Annotated in this window: 13 protein-coding genes and 1 other RNA gene; 4 read left to right on the forward strand and 10 right to left on the reverse strand. The window is 70.3% G+C overall.

What is annotated here, in order from left to right:
* Positions 1 to 25: 25 nt before the first annotated feature.
* The 3 genes from yicI to OG289_RS20220 all read left to right on the forward strand — a co-directional run bounded on the left by yicI (position 26) and on the right by OG289_RS20220 (position 3655).
* Complete coding sequence (gene yicI, locus OG289_RS20210; protein ID WP_327315428.1) at positions 26 to 2287, forward strand: alpha-xylosidase; 2262 nt, start codon at positions 26 to 28, stop codon at positions 2285 to 2287.
* The gene (locus OG289_RS20215) at positions 2287 to 3297 is read left to right on the forward strand and encodes a LacI family DNA-binding transcriptional regulator (RefSeq protein WP_327315429.1); all 1011 of its coding nucleotides are present in this window, start codon (positions 2287 to 2289) and stop codon (positions 3295 to 3297) included. Before yicI ends, OG289_RS20215 begins: the two co-directional genes overlap by 1 nt.
* A gap of 223 nt (positions 3298 to 3520) precedes the next feature.
* On the forward strand, positions 3521 to 3655 hold the full coding sequence (locus tag OG289_RS20220) for a hypothetical protein (RefSeq protein WP_327315430.1): 135 nt from the start codon (positions 3521 to 3523) through the stop codon (positions 3653 to 3655).
* A 195-nt stretch (positions 3656 to 3850) separates the two neighbouring features.
* Here OG289_RS20220 and OG289_RS20225 read toward each other — a convergent pair whose 3' ends face one another.
* The 6 genes from OG289_RS20225 to ftsE form a co-directional block, all read right to left on the reverse strand.
* The gene (locus OG289_RS20225) at positions 3851 to 4558 is read right to left on the reverse strand and encodes a hypothetical protein (RefSeq protein WP_327315431.1); all 708 of its coding nucleotides are present in this window, start codon (positions 4556 to 4558) and stop codon (positions 3851 to 3853) included.
* A 187-nt stretch (positions 4559 to 4745) separates the two neighbouring features.
* Positions 4746 to 5133: a transfer-messenger RNA gene (gene ssrA / locus OG289_RS20230) on the reverse strand.
* 117 nt (positions 5134 to 5250) lie between these two features.
* On the reverse strand, positions 5251 to 5799 hold the full coding sequence (smpB, locus tag OG289_RS20235; protein ID WP_327315432.1) for an SsrA-binding protein SmpB: 549 nt from the start codon (positions 5797 to 5799) through the stop codon (positions 5251 to 5253).
* 45 nt (positions 5800 to 5844) lie between these two features.
* A complete protein-coding gene (locus tag OG289_RS20240; RefSeq protein ID WP_327315433.1) occupies positions 5845 to 7026 on the reverse strand; it encodes a S41 family peptidase in 1182 nt (393 codons plus the stop codon).
* Between the two features lie 67 nt (positions 7027 to 7093).
* Positions 7094 to 8011, reverse strand: a complete 918-nt coding sequence (gene ftsX / locus OG289_RS20245) for a permease-like cell division protein FtsX (RefSeq protein WP_327315434.1) — start codon at positions 8009 to 8011, stop codon at positions 7094 to 7096.
* A 60-nt stretch (positions 8012 to 8071) separates the two neighbouring features.
* Positions 8072 to 8761 (reverse strand): cell division ATP-binding protein FtsE, encoded by a 690-nt coding sequence (gene ftsE, locus OG289_RS20250; protein ID WP_020132390.1) that lies wholly within the window; start codon positions 8759 to 8761, stop codon positions 8072 to 8074.
* 236 nt (positions 8762 to 8997) lie between these two features.
* Here ftsE and OG289_RS20255 point away from each other — a divergent pair, with 236 nt between their 5' ends.
* Complete coding sequence (locus OG289_RS20255; RefSeq protein ID WP_020132389.1) at positions 8998 to 9192, forward strand: hypothetical protein; 195 nt, start codon at positions 8998 to 9000, stop codon at positions 9190 to 9192.
* An 88-nt stretch (positions 9193 to 9280) separates the two neighbouring features.
* Here OG289_RS20255 and OG289_RS20260 read toward each other — a convergent pair whose 3' ends face one another.
* The 4 genes from OG289_RS20260 to OG289_RS20275 all read right to left on the reverse strand — a co-directional run bounded on the left by OG289_RS20260 (position 9281) and on the right by OG289_RS20275 (position 15157).
* Positions 9281 to 10255, reverse strand: a complete 975-nt coding sequence (locus OG289_RS20260; protein WP_327315435.1) for a hypothetical protein — start codon at positions 10253 to 10255, stop codon at positions 9281 to 9283.
* Positions 10256 to 10559: 304 nt separating this feature from the next.
* Positions 10560 to 11666 (reverse strand): peptide chain release factor 2, encoded by a 1107-nt coding sequence (prfB, locus tag OG289_RS20265; protein WP_327315436.1) that lies wholly within the window; start codon positions 11664 to 11666, stop codon positions 10560 to 10562.
* A 398-nt stretch (positions 11667 to 12064) separates the two neighbouring features.
* Positions 12065 to 13318, reverse strand: a complete 1254-nt coding sequence (locus OG289_RS20270) for a serine/threonine-protein kinase (protein ID WP_327315437.1) — start codon at positions 13316 to 13318, stop codon at positions 12065 to 12067.
* Between the two features lie 135 nt (positions 13319 to 13453).
* Positions 13454 to 15157, reverse strand: coding sequence for a serine/threonine-protein kinase (locus tag OG289_RS20275; RefSeq protein ID WP_327315438.1), 1704 nt, complete (start codon positions 15155 to 15157; stop codon positions 13454 to 13456).
* Positions 15158 to 15437 lie beyond the last annotated feature (280 nt).

The following is a 15437-nucleotide window of genomic DNA, read 5'->3' on the forward strand; positions in this document are numbered from 1 at the left end:
CCGAGTAGTAAGGACCCCCCCACCCATGAAGTTCTCCGACGGATACTGGCTGCTGCGCGAGGGTGTCACCGCCGCCCACCCGGCCGAGGTCCTCGACGTCACCGAGTCGGACGGCGCGCTGGAGATCCACGCGCCGACCCGGCCCATCCGCAGCCGCGGCGACCTGATGACGGGACCGGTCATGACGATCAGAGCCCACACCCCCATGCCCGACGTCATCGGCCTCACCCTCACCCACTTCACCGGCGAGCGGCCCCCCGAGCCCGCCTTCGACCTCACCGGCACCGGCCCCACCCCCCAGCTCTCCTACGACGACGAGCACGCGACCCTGACCTCCGGCGCGCTCTCCGTGAAGCTCGCCCGCTCCGGCCCCTGGCACGTGGAGTTCCTCGCCCACGGCCGCACGCTCACCACCAGCGGCCCCAAGGGCATGGGCATCATGCGGGACGCGGGCACCGGCGGCCACTACCTGCGCGAACAGCTCAACCTGGGCGTGGGGACCGCCGTATACGGCCTCGGCGAACGCTTCGGGCCCCTGGTGAAGAACGGCCAGACCGTCGACATCTGGAACGCCGACGGCGGCACCGCGACCGAACAGGCCTACAAGAACGTGCCGTTCTACCTCACGGACGCGGGCTACGGCGTCTTCGTCGACCACCCGGGCAAGGTCTCCTTCGAGGTCGGCTCGGAGACGGTCTCGAAGGTCCAGTTCAGCGCCGAGACCCAGGAACTGACGTACTACGTCATCCACGGGCCCACCCCCAAGGACATCCTCCGCAAGTACACCGCCCTCACCGGCCGCCCCGCCCTCCCGCCCACCTGGTCCTTCGGCCTCTGGCTGTCCACCTCGTTCACCACCTCCTACGACGAGGAGACGGTGACGTCCTTCATCGAGGGCATGCGGGAACGCGAACTCCCCCTCTCCGTCTTCCACTTCGACTGCTTCTGGATGCGGGAGTTCAACTGGTGCGACTTCCGGTGGGACCCGCGGGTGTTCCCCGACCCGGAGGGCATGCTGGCCCGGCTGAAGGCGAAGGGCCTGCACGTCAGCGTGTGGATCAACCCGTACATCGCCCAGCGCTCGCCGCTCTTCGCGGAGGGCAGGGAGCTCGGGCACCTGCTGCGCAGGCCCGACGGGAGCGTCTGGCAGTGGGATCTGTGGCAGCCCGGCATGGCCCTCGTCGACTTCACCAGCCCCGCCGCCCGCGACTGGTACGCGGCCAAGCTGGAGGCGCTGCTCGCGCAGGGCGTCGACTGCTTCAAGACCGACTTCGGCGAACGCGTCCCGGTCGACGTGGCGTGGGCGGACGGCTCCGACCCGGAGCGGATGCACAACTACTACACGTACCTGTACAACCGCACGGTCTTCGACGTCCTGCGCAAACACCGGGGCGAGGGCGAGGCGGTCGTCTTCGCCCGCTCGGCGACGACCGGCAGCCAGCAGTTCCCGGTCCACTGGGGCGGCGACTGCGAGGCGACCTACGAGTCGATGGCGGAGTCGCTGCGCGGCGGACTGTCCCTGGGCCTGTCCGGCTTCGGCTTCTGGAGCCACGACATCGGCGGCTTCGAGGGCACGCCCACCCCCTCCCTGTTCAAACGCTGGCTCGCCTTCGGCCTGCTGTCCTCCCACAGCCGGCTGCACGGCAGCTCCTCGTACCGGGTGCCCTGGCTGTTCGACGAGGAGTCGGTGGACGTCCTGCGCCACTTCACCCGCCTGAAACTGCGCCTCATGCCGTACCTGTACGAGGCCGCTCGCGTCGCCCACGAGGAGGGCGTGCCGATGATGCGGGCGATGGTCCTGGAGTTCACGGAGGATCCCGGGTGCGCGCACCTGGAACGGCAGTACATGCTCGGCCCGGACCTGCTGGTCGCGCCGGTGTTCAGCGACGAGGGCGAGGTGGCGTACTACGTCCCCGAGGGTACCTGGACCCACTACCTCACCGGCCGGACGGTGACCGGCCCGCGCTGGACCCGGGAACGGCACGGGTTCCTCGGCCTGCCGCTGCTGGTGCGGCCGGGCGCGGTGCTCCCGGTGGGCGCCCACGCCGACCGGCCGGACTACCCGCACGCCGACGGGGTCACCCTGCGCACCTACGGCCTGGAACGCGGCGCCCAGGTGACGGTACGGGTCGGGGACGTGACCTTCACCGTCGTCCGGGAGGGGGACACGTTGCGGGCGTCCGCGAGCGATCCCTCGGCGCCGTGGGCGCTGGCGGCCGGGGACCGGATCGCGCGGGCGGAGGCGGGCACCGGCTTCCTGACGCTGGACACCGTGGAGGCGAGCTGATGGTGAAGATCACCGATGTGGCGCGGCACGCCGGGGTCTCCCCCAGCACGGTGTCGTACGCGCTGAGCGGCAAGCGCCCGATCTCCGCGGAGACCCGGCAACGCGTCGAGGAGGCCGCCCGTACGCTCGGCTACCGCCCGCACGCGGGCGCCCGTGCCCTGGCCAGCAGCCGTTCCAACGTGCTCGCGCTGGTCGTCCCCCTGCGGACCGGCATCCACGTCCCGGTCGTCATGCAGTTCGCGGTGTCGGTGGTGACGGCGGCCCGACGGCACGACCACGACGTCCTGCTGCTGACACAGGAGGAGGGCGAGGAAGGTCTGCGGAGGGTCGCGGACACGGCGCTGGTCGACGCGCTGATCCTGATGGACGTCCAACTCCACGACCCCCGGCTGCCGTTGCTGCGCTCCCTCGACCGGCCGTCCGTGATGATCGGCTTCCCGCTCGAAGCCGACGGGCTGACCTGCATCGACCTCGACTTCCGGGCGGCGGGCGAGCGGTGCGTGGAGCATCTGGCGCAGCTCGGGCACCGGGTGGTGGGGCTGGTCGGGTCACCGCCGGAGGTCTACGTGCGCGGGACGGCGTTCGCCCAGCGCGTGGTCGAGGGTTTCACCGCCGCAGCCGACCGCGCCGGCCTCGCCTCCGCGGTCCACCCCTGCGAGGCGACACCGGCCGCGGCCCGCCGGGTCGCGGAGCAACTCCTGCGCGAACAACCGGCGCTGACGGGTGTCGTCGTCCACAACGAGGCGATCCTGGAACCCCTGATCGACGCGTTCGAGCAACTCGGACTGCGCGTCCCCGGCGACCTGTCAGTGACGGCGATCTGCCCGGACGAACTCGCCTCGACCCTCCGCGTCCCCGTCACCTCGATCGCCCTGCCGTCCACGGAGGTGGGCGAGCGCGCGGTGGACCTGCTGATGCGCAAACTGGACAACGAGCCGGTACCGCAGGCAACCCTGCTCCCACCCCACCTGACCCCCCGCGCAAGCACAGCACCGCGCACCATCGGGTGAGGTCGCGAGCATCAGATCGCAGTGCCTCACGGGCATCCGATGTGCTGTACTTGGACGCACGGAGGGCCACCACACTGGCGGGAACCAGGCGGCGGCCCAAGCTCAGTAGGAGCTTGTCGTATGCCCCCGTCTGGTGCGGGGACATCCGGCCCAGCGCAGCAGGAGGGCCACCGCCCGGACGGGAATTCCAGACGGTGGCCCAAGCTCAACAGGAGCTTGTCGGATGCCCCCACCGTGGAAGGGGACATCCGGCTACCTGCTGAGCCACCAGAGCAGCCACCTCCTCGCGTGCCTCGCGAACCGCTCCGGCAACAGCCGGATCAGCCGCATGACGAGAGTCGGCTTCTGCTCCTCGTGACAGCCCATCTGGGGGCGTCCTCCCTTCGCGCGAGGCGGCCAACGCACGGTCCCGGGACCGCTCTCGTCGGGCCGAGCCCCGACGCGGTGGGGCCCGGAAATGAAGGGAGGACGCACCCGTCGGGCACATCACGGCGTCAAACTATCGCCTCCGACACCCCCCCGTGTGCAGTAACCCACGGACAGTGACCGGCGGTCAGTTCACGCCGACCGGTTCGACCGGGTTTGCGAGGCGTGTGCCCAGAAGGGCGCAGGAGACACCCTGGACTCCCTGGTAGGTGACGGTGCGGCCGGGGGCGAGTTCGGTGGCGAGGCGTTCGGCCAGGGTTTCGCCCTCCTCGTGGAGGCGCAGGACCGCGGCGTCCCAGCGGGCGTCGTCGCGGTCGGCGAGCCAGGTGTTCATGGCCGCGTCGATGTCCCGGGCCCAGGCGGACAGGTCGGCGGCCAGGGTGGCGGACAGGCCGAGAGCGGCCTGGGGATCGTCCGGGGGGAAGTCGTCGTAGGCGCCCTTGCGGACCGGGTGGGCCCGGTACTCGCCCAGGAGCGTGATGTGCAGCGGGTGGTGCGGCGGATCGCCGTAGGCCTCGTAGGTCAGGAAGGTCTCCCCGCAGCCCCAGCACACGAACCGCTCCTCGCCGCGCCGCTCGTCCCAGTAGCGCACCGCCCAGCCGGGTCCGAGGTGCCCGGCCAGCGCGCGGACGACCACGAGCCCCTGCTCGACGTGCCGCCGCAGCACCGGGCGGGAGGCGAACCCGTCGGCCGGGCGTCGCGCCGCCCAGCCGGCCAGCCGGCCGGCGAGCGCGGCGGGCAGCGCCAGGTCGGGGACGGAGCCGTCGGCCACCAGGGAGAGCGGGGACTGCTCGCCCCGGGCGCGGACGAGGAGATGGCGTGGCGGGTTCGTCACAGGTCGGCCCTCCATTCTGGAGCGGAGACAGCGGAAACAACAGGAAACGGAGACAACAAAAACCCCGCCGCTCGGGAGCGACGGGGTCCTTGTTCACATGGGGCGAGGTGGTCCGGGGGTCATGCCCCCGGATAAATGGCGAGGTGGCTTGCGCTCGCGCTTTCTGCGAGCACAGGGCACCCCCATCTCGTGGAGATGGCGGGAATCGAACCCGCGTCCAACGGTGCAGAATCAGGGCTTCTCCGTGTGCAGTTCGCTGTGATTTTCTCGGCCCCGGCGATCACGCGAACAAGTCGCCGACGGGCCCAGTCACTGTTTGATTTCCCTCTTCACCCCGTGACCGGGATCAAGGTTTAGTTCCCTAGATTATGCCAGGATCCGGGTCGGGAACACTCCCGGGCTGACACCCATTAAGGGTCCTACACTCACTGCTTATTAGGCAGCGAGGGCGTAGGACTGGGAATCGCTCTTGATGTTGGCGATTATTTTTTGCGACATATGGTTTACGAGATCATTGCCGCTTCCTCGACACGCTTCCCCTGCTTCAACAGCCGCTGTCGAAACCGATCATCCCCATGTTGATTTTTCAAACCCTCCGAAGAGGTTTCGCACCCGCTGTGGGGTGCTTGTGCCATCGTACGTGACCAACGCACGCCGATGCCACCGTATTCCCGGCGGCTCCTTCCGCGCGGCTACGCGTGCCGCTGCTTCCGCTTCGCCGCCGCGATCACCCGGTCCGTCTCCCGGCGGTCCTGCTGCTCGCGCAGGGTCTGGCGCTTGTCGTACTCCTTCTTGCCGCGCGCCAGCGCGATCTCGGCCTTCGCCCGGCCGTCCTTGAAGTACAGGGCGAGGGGCACGATGGTGTGACCCGTCTCCTCCGACTTCACCGCCAGCTTGTCGATCTCCTCGCGGTGCAGCAGCAGCTTGCGCTTGCGGCGCGCGGAATGGTTGGTCCAGCTGCCCTGGCTGTACTCGGGGATGTGGGCGGCGTGCAGCCACGCCTCGTTCCCCTCGATCTGGACGAAGCCGTCGGTCAGCGACGCACGGCCCTGGCGCAGCGACTTCACCTCGGTGCCGGTGAGGACGAGACCGGCCTCGTAGACGTCGATGATCGCGTAGTCGTGCCGGGCCTTCTTGTTCTGCGCGACGATCTTGCGCTTGCCGTCCTTGACCTTGCCGGACGCGGCCGTCGCGCCCTGCTTCGGCTGGGACTCCTTCGGTACGTACATTCCCTTGCTCATAGTCATGCCAGTTTCGCACTTCGGAGGGCCCTGAGGGAAAGTCGATTACGACGCGTCCCCGAGCCCGCTCAGCACGGTCTCGGCCCGCGCCAGCGCCCCGTCGTCAGCCTCCAGGTCGGGGGTGATGCCGTGGCCGTCGACCTTGTGGCCGGCGGGGGTGCGGTAGTGGCCGACGGTCAGCTCGGCGACGGACCCGTCGGGCAGCCGGTTCGGCATCTGGACCGAGCCCTTGCCGAAGGTGCGGGAGCCCACGACGACCGCGCGACCACGGTCCTGGAGGGCGCCGGTGAGCAGCTCGGCCGCGCTCATCGTGCCGCCGTCGACGAGCACGACCAGCGGCCTGGTGGTGTCGCCGCCCGCTTCGGCGTGCAGGGCGCGCTGGTCGCCGTCGACGTCGTAGGTGGCGACGAGGCCGCCGTCGAGGAAGGCGGAGGCGGTTGCGACGGCCTCGGTGACCAGGCCGCCGGAGTTCCCTCGCAGGTCCAGGACGATCCCGGCGCCGGCCGGGGCCTGGCGGACGGCGGTGCGCACACTGTCGCCGACGCCCTTGGTGAACGCTGCGATGGTGAGGACGGTGACGGCGCCGGGATGCCTGTGCACGGTGACGGAGTCCGTGGACAGCAGGGCCCTGCGCAGGATCTCGCTCCACGCGCGCGTGCCGCGCTCCAGACCGAGCCGGACGGTGGTGCCGGCGGACGCGCCCTTGGCGTCACCGCGCAGTAAGGAGACGACGTCGGTCACCGGGAGCCCGTCCACGGACCGCCCGTCGACGCTGCGCAGCCGGTCGCCCGCGCGGACCCCGGCGGAGGCCGCCGGCGACCCCGACTGCACCTTGGTCACCTCGATCCGGCCGTCCCGCTCGCGCCGCGCCTCCAGGCCGACGCCGGTGTACCGGCCGTCGAGGGACTCCTCGAACTGCTCGTACTCGCCCTCGGAGTAGACGGCGGCCCAGCGGTCCCCGCTGCGGCTGACGGCACGCTCGGCGGCCTCCATCGGGGACTTGCCGTCCGCGGCGGCCTTCTCGGCGGCCCGCGTCACGTCCTGGGAGCGCCCGGCGGGCGCGGTGGAGGGGGTGGCGCTGCCCGAGGCGCCCCTGCGCCCGCCCCCGAGCTCCTGCGGCAGCGATCCGGTCGCCGCACCGGCGACGAGCACACTCGCGAACACCAATGTCAGGGCGGCCCCGCGGCCGAAACGGCGGGGCTGACAGAACAGGTCTCGGCCTGACATGGCGGTGAGTCTAGGGGAACGCGAAGGGCCGCACGGTCGGTTGACCGTACGGCCCTCGGGGCGTGCGTCACACCTTCAGGTACTTGCGCAGGGCGAAGAAAGCGGCCAGGGCGGGCATCAGCAGGCTGGTGGCGAGGATGAGCGGAAGTTTCGTCAACACGGCGTCCCAGCCGATGAAGTTGATCAGGTTCAGCTTCTCGGACAGGGCCAGGCCGTTGTCGATGATGAAATACCGGCCGATCACCAGGAATCCGCAGGCGACCGTGCCGCCGATGAGCCCGGCGACCGCTGCCTCGGCGATGAACGGCGCCTGGATGTAGAACCCGGAGGCGCCGACGAGCCGCATGATGCCGGTCTCACGCCGCCGGCTGAACGCCGAGACGCGCACGGTGTTGACGATCAGCATCAGCGCCACGACCAGCATGAGCGCCATCACCGCCCGCGCCGCCCAGTTCATGCCGTTGAGCAGCCCGAAGAGGTTGTCCAGGATGCCCTTCTGGTCCTGCACCGACTGCACGCCGTCGCGCCCGTCGAAGGCGGTCGCGATGACCTGGTACTTCTCCGGGTCCTTCAGCTTGATGCGGTACGACTCCTGCATCTGGTCCGGCGTGAGGGAGCTGGCCAGCGGGGAGTCGCCGAACTGCTCCTTGTAGTGCTTGTAGGCGTCGTCCTGCGACTCGTACGTCACCTTCTCGACGACGCCCATCTTGTCGAGGTCGGACTTGATCTGCTTCTTCTGGTCCGCGGTGACCGCGCCCTTGGCGCAGTTCGGGTCGGACTCGGCGTCGCTCTTGTTGCAGAGGAACACCGAGACGTTGACCTTGTCGTACCAGTAGCCCTTCATTGTGCTGACCTGGTCGCTCATCAGGAGCGACCCGCCGAAGAGCGCCAGGGACAGGGCGACGGAGACGACGACGGCGAAGGTCATCGTCAGGTTGCGGCGGAGACCGACGCCGATCTCCGACAGTACGAACTGGGCGCGCATGGCGAGTTGTTCAGGCCTTTCCGGGGACGTCCGCGAGGGCTGGGGCGATGGCGGGGGCGGTCAGTGCTGGTAACCGTAGACGCCGCGCGCCTGGTCGCGGACGAGGCGGCCCTGCTCCAGCTCGATGACGCGCTTGCGCATCTGGTCCACGATGTTCTGGTCGTGCGTCGCCATCAGCACGGTCGTGCCCGTCCGGTTGATCCGGTCGAGCAGCTTCATGATGCCGACGGAGGTCTGCGGGTCGAGGTTGCCGGTGGGCTCGTCGGCGATCAGCAGCTTGGGCCGGTTCACGAAGGCGCGCGCGATGGCGACGCGCTGCTGCTCACCACCCGACAGCTCCCCGGGCATCCGGTCCTCCTTGCCCCCGAGCCCGACCAGGTCGAGCACCTGCGGCACGGACTTGCGGATCTCGCCCTTCGACTTGCCGATGACCTCCTGCGCGAAGGCGACGTTCTCCGCCACCGTCTTGTTCGGGAGCAGCCGGAAGTCCTGGAAGACCGTCCCCAGCTGGCGGCGCATCTGCGGCACCTTCCAGTTGGAGAGGCGTGCGAGATCCTTGCCCAGGACGTGCACCTGACCGTGGCTGGTCCGCTCCTCGCGGAGGACCAGCCGAAGGAAGGTGGACTTTCCGGAGCCGGAGGACCCCACGAGGAACACGAACTCGCCCTTCTCCACCTCGAGGGAGACATCCCTGAGTGCGGGGCGGGTCTGCTTGGGGTAGACCTTGGAGACGTTGTCGAATCGGATCACGGGTGCACCACGGGTCGCCGGGGGTAGATGAGCGTGACCATACGCGAACCGGGGAGGGCGGCGCAGGCGTCAGGAGGGGTTGAGTGGGGCTTGTGCGTTTTTGTACGGGACTTTGTACGCCCCCCACTCTCCGGGCGAGCCGCGCACCCTACCGAGGAACCTGGCAGAGTGGAGGGGGAACGTTCGCGTTCCCGTAGGCGTTGTGTACATGGAACCGGTGCAAGGAGGGCGAGCGCATGACGTACGACCGGCTGGTGTGCGCTAACTGCGCCGCGCCCGTGAGCGAGGGCCGGTGCCCGGTGTGCCGCGCGAACCGCGAGCGGCTGCAGCAACAGGACAACTTCTTCGCGGGGCTGAACCCCATGGCGCTGATCGCGCTGCTGGCGGTGCTGGTGGCGGCGTTGGCGCTGCTGGCCCACCAGACCGCGTAAACCCCCAGGGCACGCGCGCGAAGGGGCCCGGAGCTGATGCTCCGGGCCCCTTCGCGCGTACGTCACGTACGGGTGCGACTACCCAACGTCAGGCAGCGGCCCCGCCGCGGCCCTCCACGAGGCGCGGCAGCACGCGGAAGCCGATGCCGCCGGCGATCATGGTGGCGGCGCCGATGATCAGGAACATGGTCTGCCCGGCACCGGTCTCGGCCAGCTCCTTGCCACCACCCTGGGCGGCCGCGTCGGAGTTGGTGTCCGAGGTGTCGGTCAGCGCGGAGCTGCCCACCTCCTGGGTGGAGGTGCCGTCGGTGTCGGTACCGGTACCGGTACCGGAGGAGGTGCTGCCCTCCGAGGACGAACCGGCGGAGGTGCCCACCGAGGACGAGCCCGAGGAGGTGTTGCCCTCCGAGTCGGAGCCCGAGGAGGTGTTGCCGGTCGAGGTACCGGACGAGGTGCCCGTGGACGTACCCGTCGAGGTACCGGTGGACGTGCCCGTCGAGGTACCGGACGAGGTGCCCGTGGACGTACCCGTCGAGGTACCGGTGGACGTGCCCGTCGAAGTACCGGACGAGGTGCCCGTGGACGTACCCGTCGAGGTACCGGTGGACGTGCCCGTCGAGGTACCGGTCGACGTGCCGGTGGACGTACCCGTCGAGGTACCGGTCGACGTGCCGGTGGACGTACCCGTCGAGGTACCGGTGGAGGTACCCGTGGACGTACCCGTCGAGGTGCCCTCGGACGTGTTGCCCGCGACGGTGTTGCCCGTGGACGTGTTGCCCGCGACGGTGTTGCCCTCGGAGGCGTTGCCCGCCGCCGTGTTGCCCTCGGTGGAGTTGCCCGCCGCCGTGTTGCCGGCGGTGTCCTCGCAGGTGGGGTTGGCGACGATGTCGCACGGGTCGGTGCCCGTACCCGGGTCGTCGTCGGGGTTGCCCACCGTCGCGACGAGCCCGCTGAGGCCGCCCTCGTCGGCCGAGGCGACGCCGGCGACCGTCAGCGAGGCGCCCGCGGCGATCACGGCGCCGGCGGCTATCCGCGCGACCCGGATCCGCGTCTTCTTGGTCATATGGTTGCTACCCCCAGTAGCTGATCGTCGATGAGGCCGCGCTCGGGACTGTGATCGACGGAGGTAGCCGAGATCTAGCTGAAACCCCCCGGTTCACATGCGCCCCAGAGATACGCATGCCACAGTGCACCTTCCCCATTTTCAAAGCCAACGTCAAGGTCGTTGCGCACGCAATGTCCAACAGGGGGCGCTTTGCCGGATGTTGGAGCTGTGAGTGTGATGTAAAACCCAGACATAGAGGAAGTTGAACGGCACGAAAAAGGCAACCGCCCCTGAATCAGGGGCGGTTGCCTTGTCGACAAACCTACTTCTCCTGCTGCTTGCGCCAGCGAATTCCGGCTTCCAGGAACCCGTCGATCTCACCGTTGAACACGGCCTCGGGGTTACCGACCTCGAACTCGGTACGCAGATCCTTGACCATCTGGTACGGGTGCAGGACGTACGAACGCATCTGGTTGCCCCAGGAGTTGCCGCCGTCGCCCTTGAGGGCGTTCATCGCGGCCTGCTCCTCCTGGCGGCGCCGCTCGAGCAGCTTGGCCTGGAGCACGTTCATCGCGCTCGCCTTGTTCTGGATCTGCGAGCGCTCGTTCTGGCAGGAGACGACGATGCCGGTGGGGAGGTGGGTGAGGCGCACCGCGGAGTCGGTGGTGTTCACGCCCTGGCCGCCCGGGCCGGAGGACCGGTACACGTCCACGCGCAGCTCGGACTCGTCGATCTCGATGTGGTCGGTCTGCTCCACCACGGGAAGGATCTCGACGCCCGCGAAGGAGGTCTGCCGACGTCCCTGATTGTCGAAGGGCGAGATGCGCACGAGGCGGTGCGTGCCCTGCTCGACGGAGAGCGTGCCGTACGCGTACGGCACCTGCACGGCGAAGGTGGTCGACTTGATGCCGGCCTCTTCGGCGTACGACGTCTCGTAGACCTCGGTCTTGTAGCCCTTCTGCTCCGCCCACCGCAGGTACATGCGCTGCAGCTTCTCGGCGAAGTCCGCGGCGTCGACGCCACCGGCCTCGGCGCGGATGTTGACGAGCGCCTCGCGGGCGTCGTACTCCCCGCTGAGCAGCGTCCGGACCTCCATCTCGTCCAGCGCCTTCTTGACGGCGGTGAGCTCGGACTCGGCCTCGGCGCGGGTGTCCGGGTCGTCTTCCTCCTCGGCCATCTCGAACAGCACGGAGAGGTCGTCGATCCGGCCGCGCAGCGTGTCCGCCTTCCTGACCTCGGCCTGGAGGTGGGACAGCTTGCTGGTGATCTTCTGCGCCTCGTCCGGGTTGTCCCACAGGGACGGCGCGGCCGCCTGCTCCTCGAGCACGGCGATATCTGCCCTCAGCTTGTCGAGGTCCAGAACGGCCTCGATCGACTCCATGGTCGAGGAGAGGGACTTGAGCTCTTCGGATACATCGACGACTGCCACGCCTCCCAGCCTAACGGACACGGCATCCCGACCCGTCCGGCGTTTGAGGACGAGGCCCCTTCAGGGCCGACAGCGGTGGGCTGGGGACGACAGTCCCCAGGTCAGACCGCCGGCAGTCCCCGGGCCAGACCGCCGGCAGTCCCCGGGCCAGAGCGCCGCCAGTCCCCGGGCCAGACCATCGGCAGTCCCCGGGCCAGAGCGCCGCCAGTCCCCGAGTCAGACCATCGGCAGTCACCGAGCCAGGCCGCCACCAGTCCCCGAGCCAGACTCGCCAGTCACCGAGCCAGGCCGCCACCAGTCCCCGAGCCAGACCGTCGGCAGTCCCCGAGTCAAGGCGCCGCCAGTCCCCGGGCCAGACCATCGGCAGTCACCGAGCCAGGCCGCCACCAGTCCCCGAGTCAGGGCGTTGCCGGGGAAGACGTGCTCGTCGTGTCCTGGGGGGTCGCCCCCGCGTCGTCGCCCGAGGTGGCCGCCCACGTCCCGATCCCCGCGGCAGCGACCAGCGCCGCCGCGGCCACGCCCAGCGTGATCCGGCGCCGTCGCGTGGCGGCACGGTTCCGTGCCGAGCCGGGGCGCGGGGCGCCCGCCGCCCTCGGCACGCGGGCCGTCCCGTGCGCCCCGCCCGCCAGCTCGTCCGGCGCGGGCACCCGCATCGACGTGTGCGTGTCCCGGTTGGAGTCCGGCTTCGCGCCCGGCACCAGCGGGACCGAGCCCCGCCGCACCCGCCCGGAGGGCGTCTCGGCGGAGGGCGCGGAGGGCGCGGCCTCGTGCGGTTCGCCGCCCTCCTCCGGCTCCGTGTCCGGCTCGTCGACGTCCAGCGGAGGCATCCCCGCCAGCGTCGGCAGCTGCTCCCGCAGCCGTGCCGCCAGCTCGGAGGCCCGCAGCCGGGAGGCCGGCGCCTTCGCCAGGCACTGCACGAGCAGCTGCCACAGCTCGTCCGGGATGCCGGGGAGCGGGGCGACGGCCTCCGTGACATGGCGGCGCAGCACCGCGCCCGGGTGGCCGCCGCCGAACGGCGTGAAGCCCGCGAGCAGCTCGTACAGCACCGTCGCCAGGGCGTAGATGTCCACCGAGGCGCGCGGCGGCAGGCCCTCGACGATCTCCGGGGCGAGGTAGTCAGGCGTGCCGATGATCTTCGTGGCGCGGGTCCGCTTGGGGGTGTCGATGAGCTTCGCGACGCCGAAGTCGGTCAGCAGCGCGCGGTGCGAACCGCCGGGACCGAGCGGGCCCTGCATGTCGAGGAGCACGTTCTCCGGCTTGACGTCCCGGTGCACGACCCCGGCCGCGTGCGCGGCGGCGAGGCCCTCGGCGATGTCCGCGACGATCGCCACGGCGGCCTCGGGCGCGAGGCGCCGGTCCCGTTCCAGGCGGGTGCGCAGGTCCGTCCCCCGGACCAGGTCCATGACCAGGGCCAGGTCGTTGCCGTCGACCACCAGGTCCCGTACGGACACCACGTGGGGGTGTTCCAGGCCGAGCAGTGCCGTGCGCTCCTGCACGAAGCGGCCCACGAGCTCCTCGTCGGAGGCGAGGTCCTCGCGCAGCAGCTTGACGGCGACGGGTCCGTCCGGTCCCTCGCCCAGCCACACCGTGCCGGCGCTGCCCCGTCCCAGGATCTGGTGGGCGGTGTACCGGCTGCCGATCTTCCGTGCCAAGACTGCTCCTACAGACGCGTGTTGCCCATCAAAGTACGCGTCCGAAGAGCCAACCTTCACCGCGGAGACGGAAATCACCCGTCAGATGTCGACAAGTCCACAAAATCGCGGTCAGGAGCGGTGCCTACCGGTACCTCAGTTCCCGCTGCCGCCCGAGCCGCTCCCGCTCAGGTCCCCGATCCACCCGGTGACGTCGTCGAACCAGCCGGTGACCAGCTGCCAGTAGCTCTTGCCCGTGCCGATCCAGCCCTGGAGCGGGCTGAACTCCCAGATCAGCCAGCCGGCCACGAACAGGATGACGATCGTGAACAGGCAGCCCTTCAGACAGCCCAGCCCGGGGATCCGCATCGGGTTGGCGCTGCGCTGCCTCGGCTCCCGCGGCTGGCGGGGTTCCGGCGCGGGCCGCTGCTGCGGCTGCTGGGGCGGCGGCGCGTACCGCTGAGGCTGCTGGGCTTGCGGAGGCGCGTACTGCTGCTGCGGCTGCCCCTGGTACCCATACCCGGGCTGCTGCTGTTGCGGACGCTGCGGAGGCCGCTGCTGCTGCGGTTGCTGCGGGGGATACGGCTGCTGCTGCGGCGGCTGCTGCTGCTGGCGGTTGACCTGGCGCTGGGGGCGGCGGCGCAGCGGGTCGTCGCCAGGGTCGAGGTACTGCTGGACCTGGGTCTGTTCGTTGCGGGCGCGGGCGCCCTGCATCTGGGACTGCCACGGGTGCGGCTGCTCGGGCTGCTGCCCCTGCTGGCCGGGCTGCTGTGAGGGCTGGTGCGGCGGCACCGGCGGCAGGACGGCCGTCGGATCGGCCGCGCCCTGCGGACCGCCCGTGTGCGGCAGGACGGCGGTGGGGTCGGCGGCGCCCGCCGGGCCGTTCGTGTGCGGCAGGACGCTGGTCGCGGCGTTCGGGTCGTGGGCGCCGCCCGGCACGGTCGCGGGCGAGAGGTCGGGCGCGAGCACATGGCCGACGCCCTCGGCGGCGGCGATCTGCATCGAGTTCGCGTGCACCCCGATGCCCTCGGCGACGATCCGCAGCCCGCGCGCGAGAGTCTCGGCGCTGGGCCGCTCGTCGGGGTTCTTGCGCAGGCAGCGCTCGATGACCGTCCACAGCGGGTCGGGGACCGTGGACGGGCGGCGCGGTTCGGCGCTCAGGTGCTGGTGGAGGACCTCCAGCGCGGAGCCGCCGGAGAACGGCGGACGGCCGGTGACCAGCTCGTACAGCAGGATGCCGGCGCCGTAGATGTCCACGGCGGAGGTCTGCGGGCGGCCCTCGGCGGACTCCGGGGCGACGTACGCGGGCGTGCCGACGAACTCGCTGGTCCGGGTCAGGCCCGGGGAGTCGGCGAGGCGGGCGATGCCGAAGTCGGTGAGCAGCGGGTGCATCTCCCCGCCGTTCTGCCGCAGCAGGACGTTGGCCGGCTTCAGGTCGCGGTGCACGACGCCGTCGGCGTGGCTGGCGGCGAGCGCGTCGGCGACCTGGGCGGTGAGCAGGGCTGCGGCGACGGGGGTGAAGGGGCCGTTCTCGCGCAGGTAGCGGTGCAGGTCGGGGCCCTCGACGAGGTCCATGACCAGCGCCAGCAGATCGCCCTCGACGACCAGGTCGCGGACCTGGACGATGTTCGGGTGGGTCAGCCGCAGCAGCACGGACCGCTCGCGCAGGAAGCGCATCACGACGTCGGGGTCGTTGGCGAGCTCTTCCTTGAGGACCTTGATCGCGACGGTCTCCCCGGGCTGGCCGGGCACGGCCGCCTCGGCGCCCGCGGTCTCGCGCTGGCGGGCTCGCCAGACGGTGCCCGTGGCGCCGCGTCCGAGCGGCTCCTCGAGCAGGTACTTGCTGCCGACTGGCCGCACGTCACGCGCTCCCTGCTGCTTGCTTACCTGTCCTGTCCGTGTTCCGACCCACTGTAGTGCCGCCGTACGGACACCGGGCTGTCGTCCTCGTGTGAAGGAAAGACGCATGGCCCGGTCTTCTTGGTTGCCGGAGCCGGACGTGACCGATCTCAACTGATCGCCGGTGACGCACTTGTCAGGCACTTTTGCGGGCAGAGCCGACCAATCAAGATCACTTGCCATCGGGTGGTGGGCGCGTTGTCAGTGACAGGTGCGAGGATGCCTTCAGTACTGGCCGCTG

It is taken from the genome of Streptomyces sp. NBC_01235 (assembly GCF_035989285.1).
Taxonomy (GTDB): domain Bacteria; phylum Actinomycetota; class Actinomycetes; order Streptomycetales; family Streptomycetaceae; genus Streptomyces.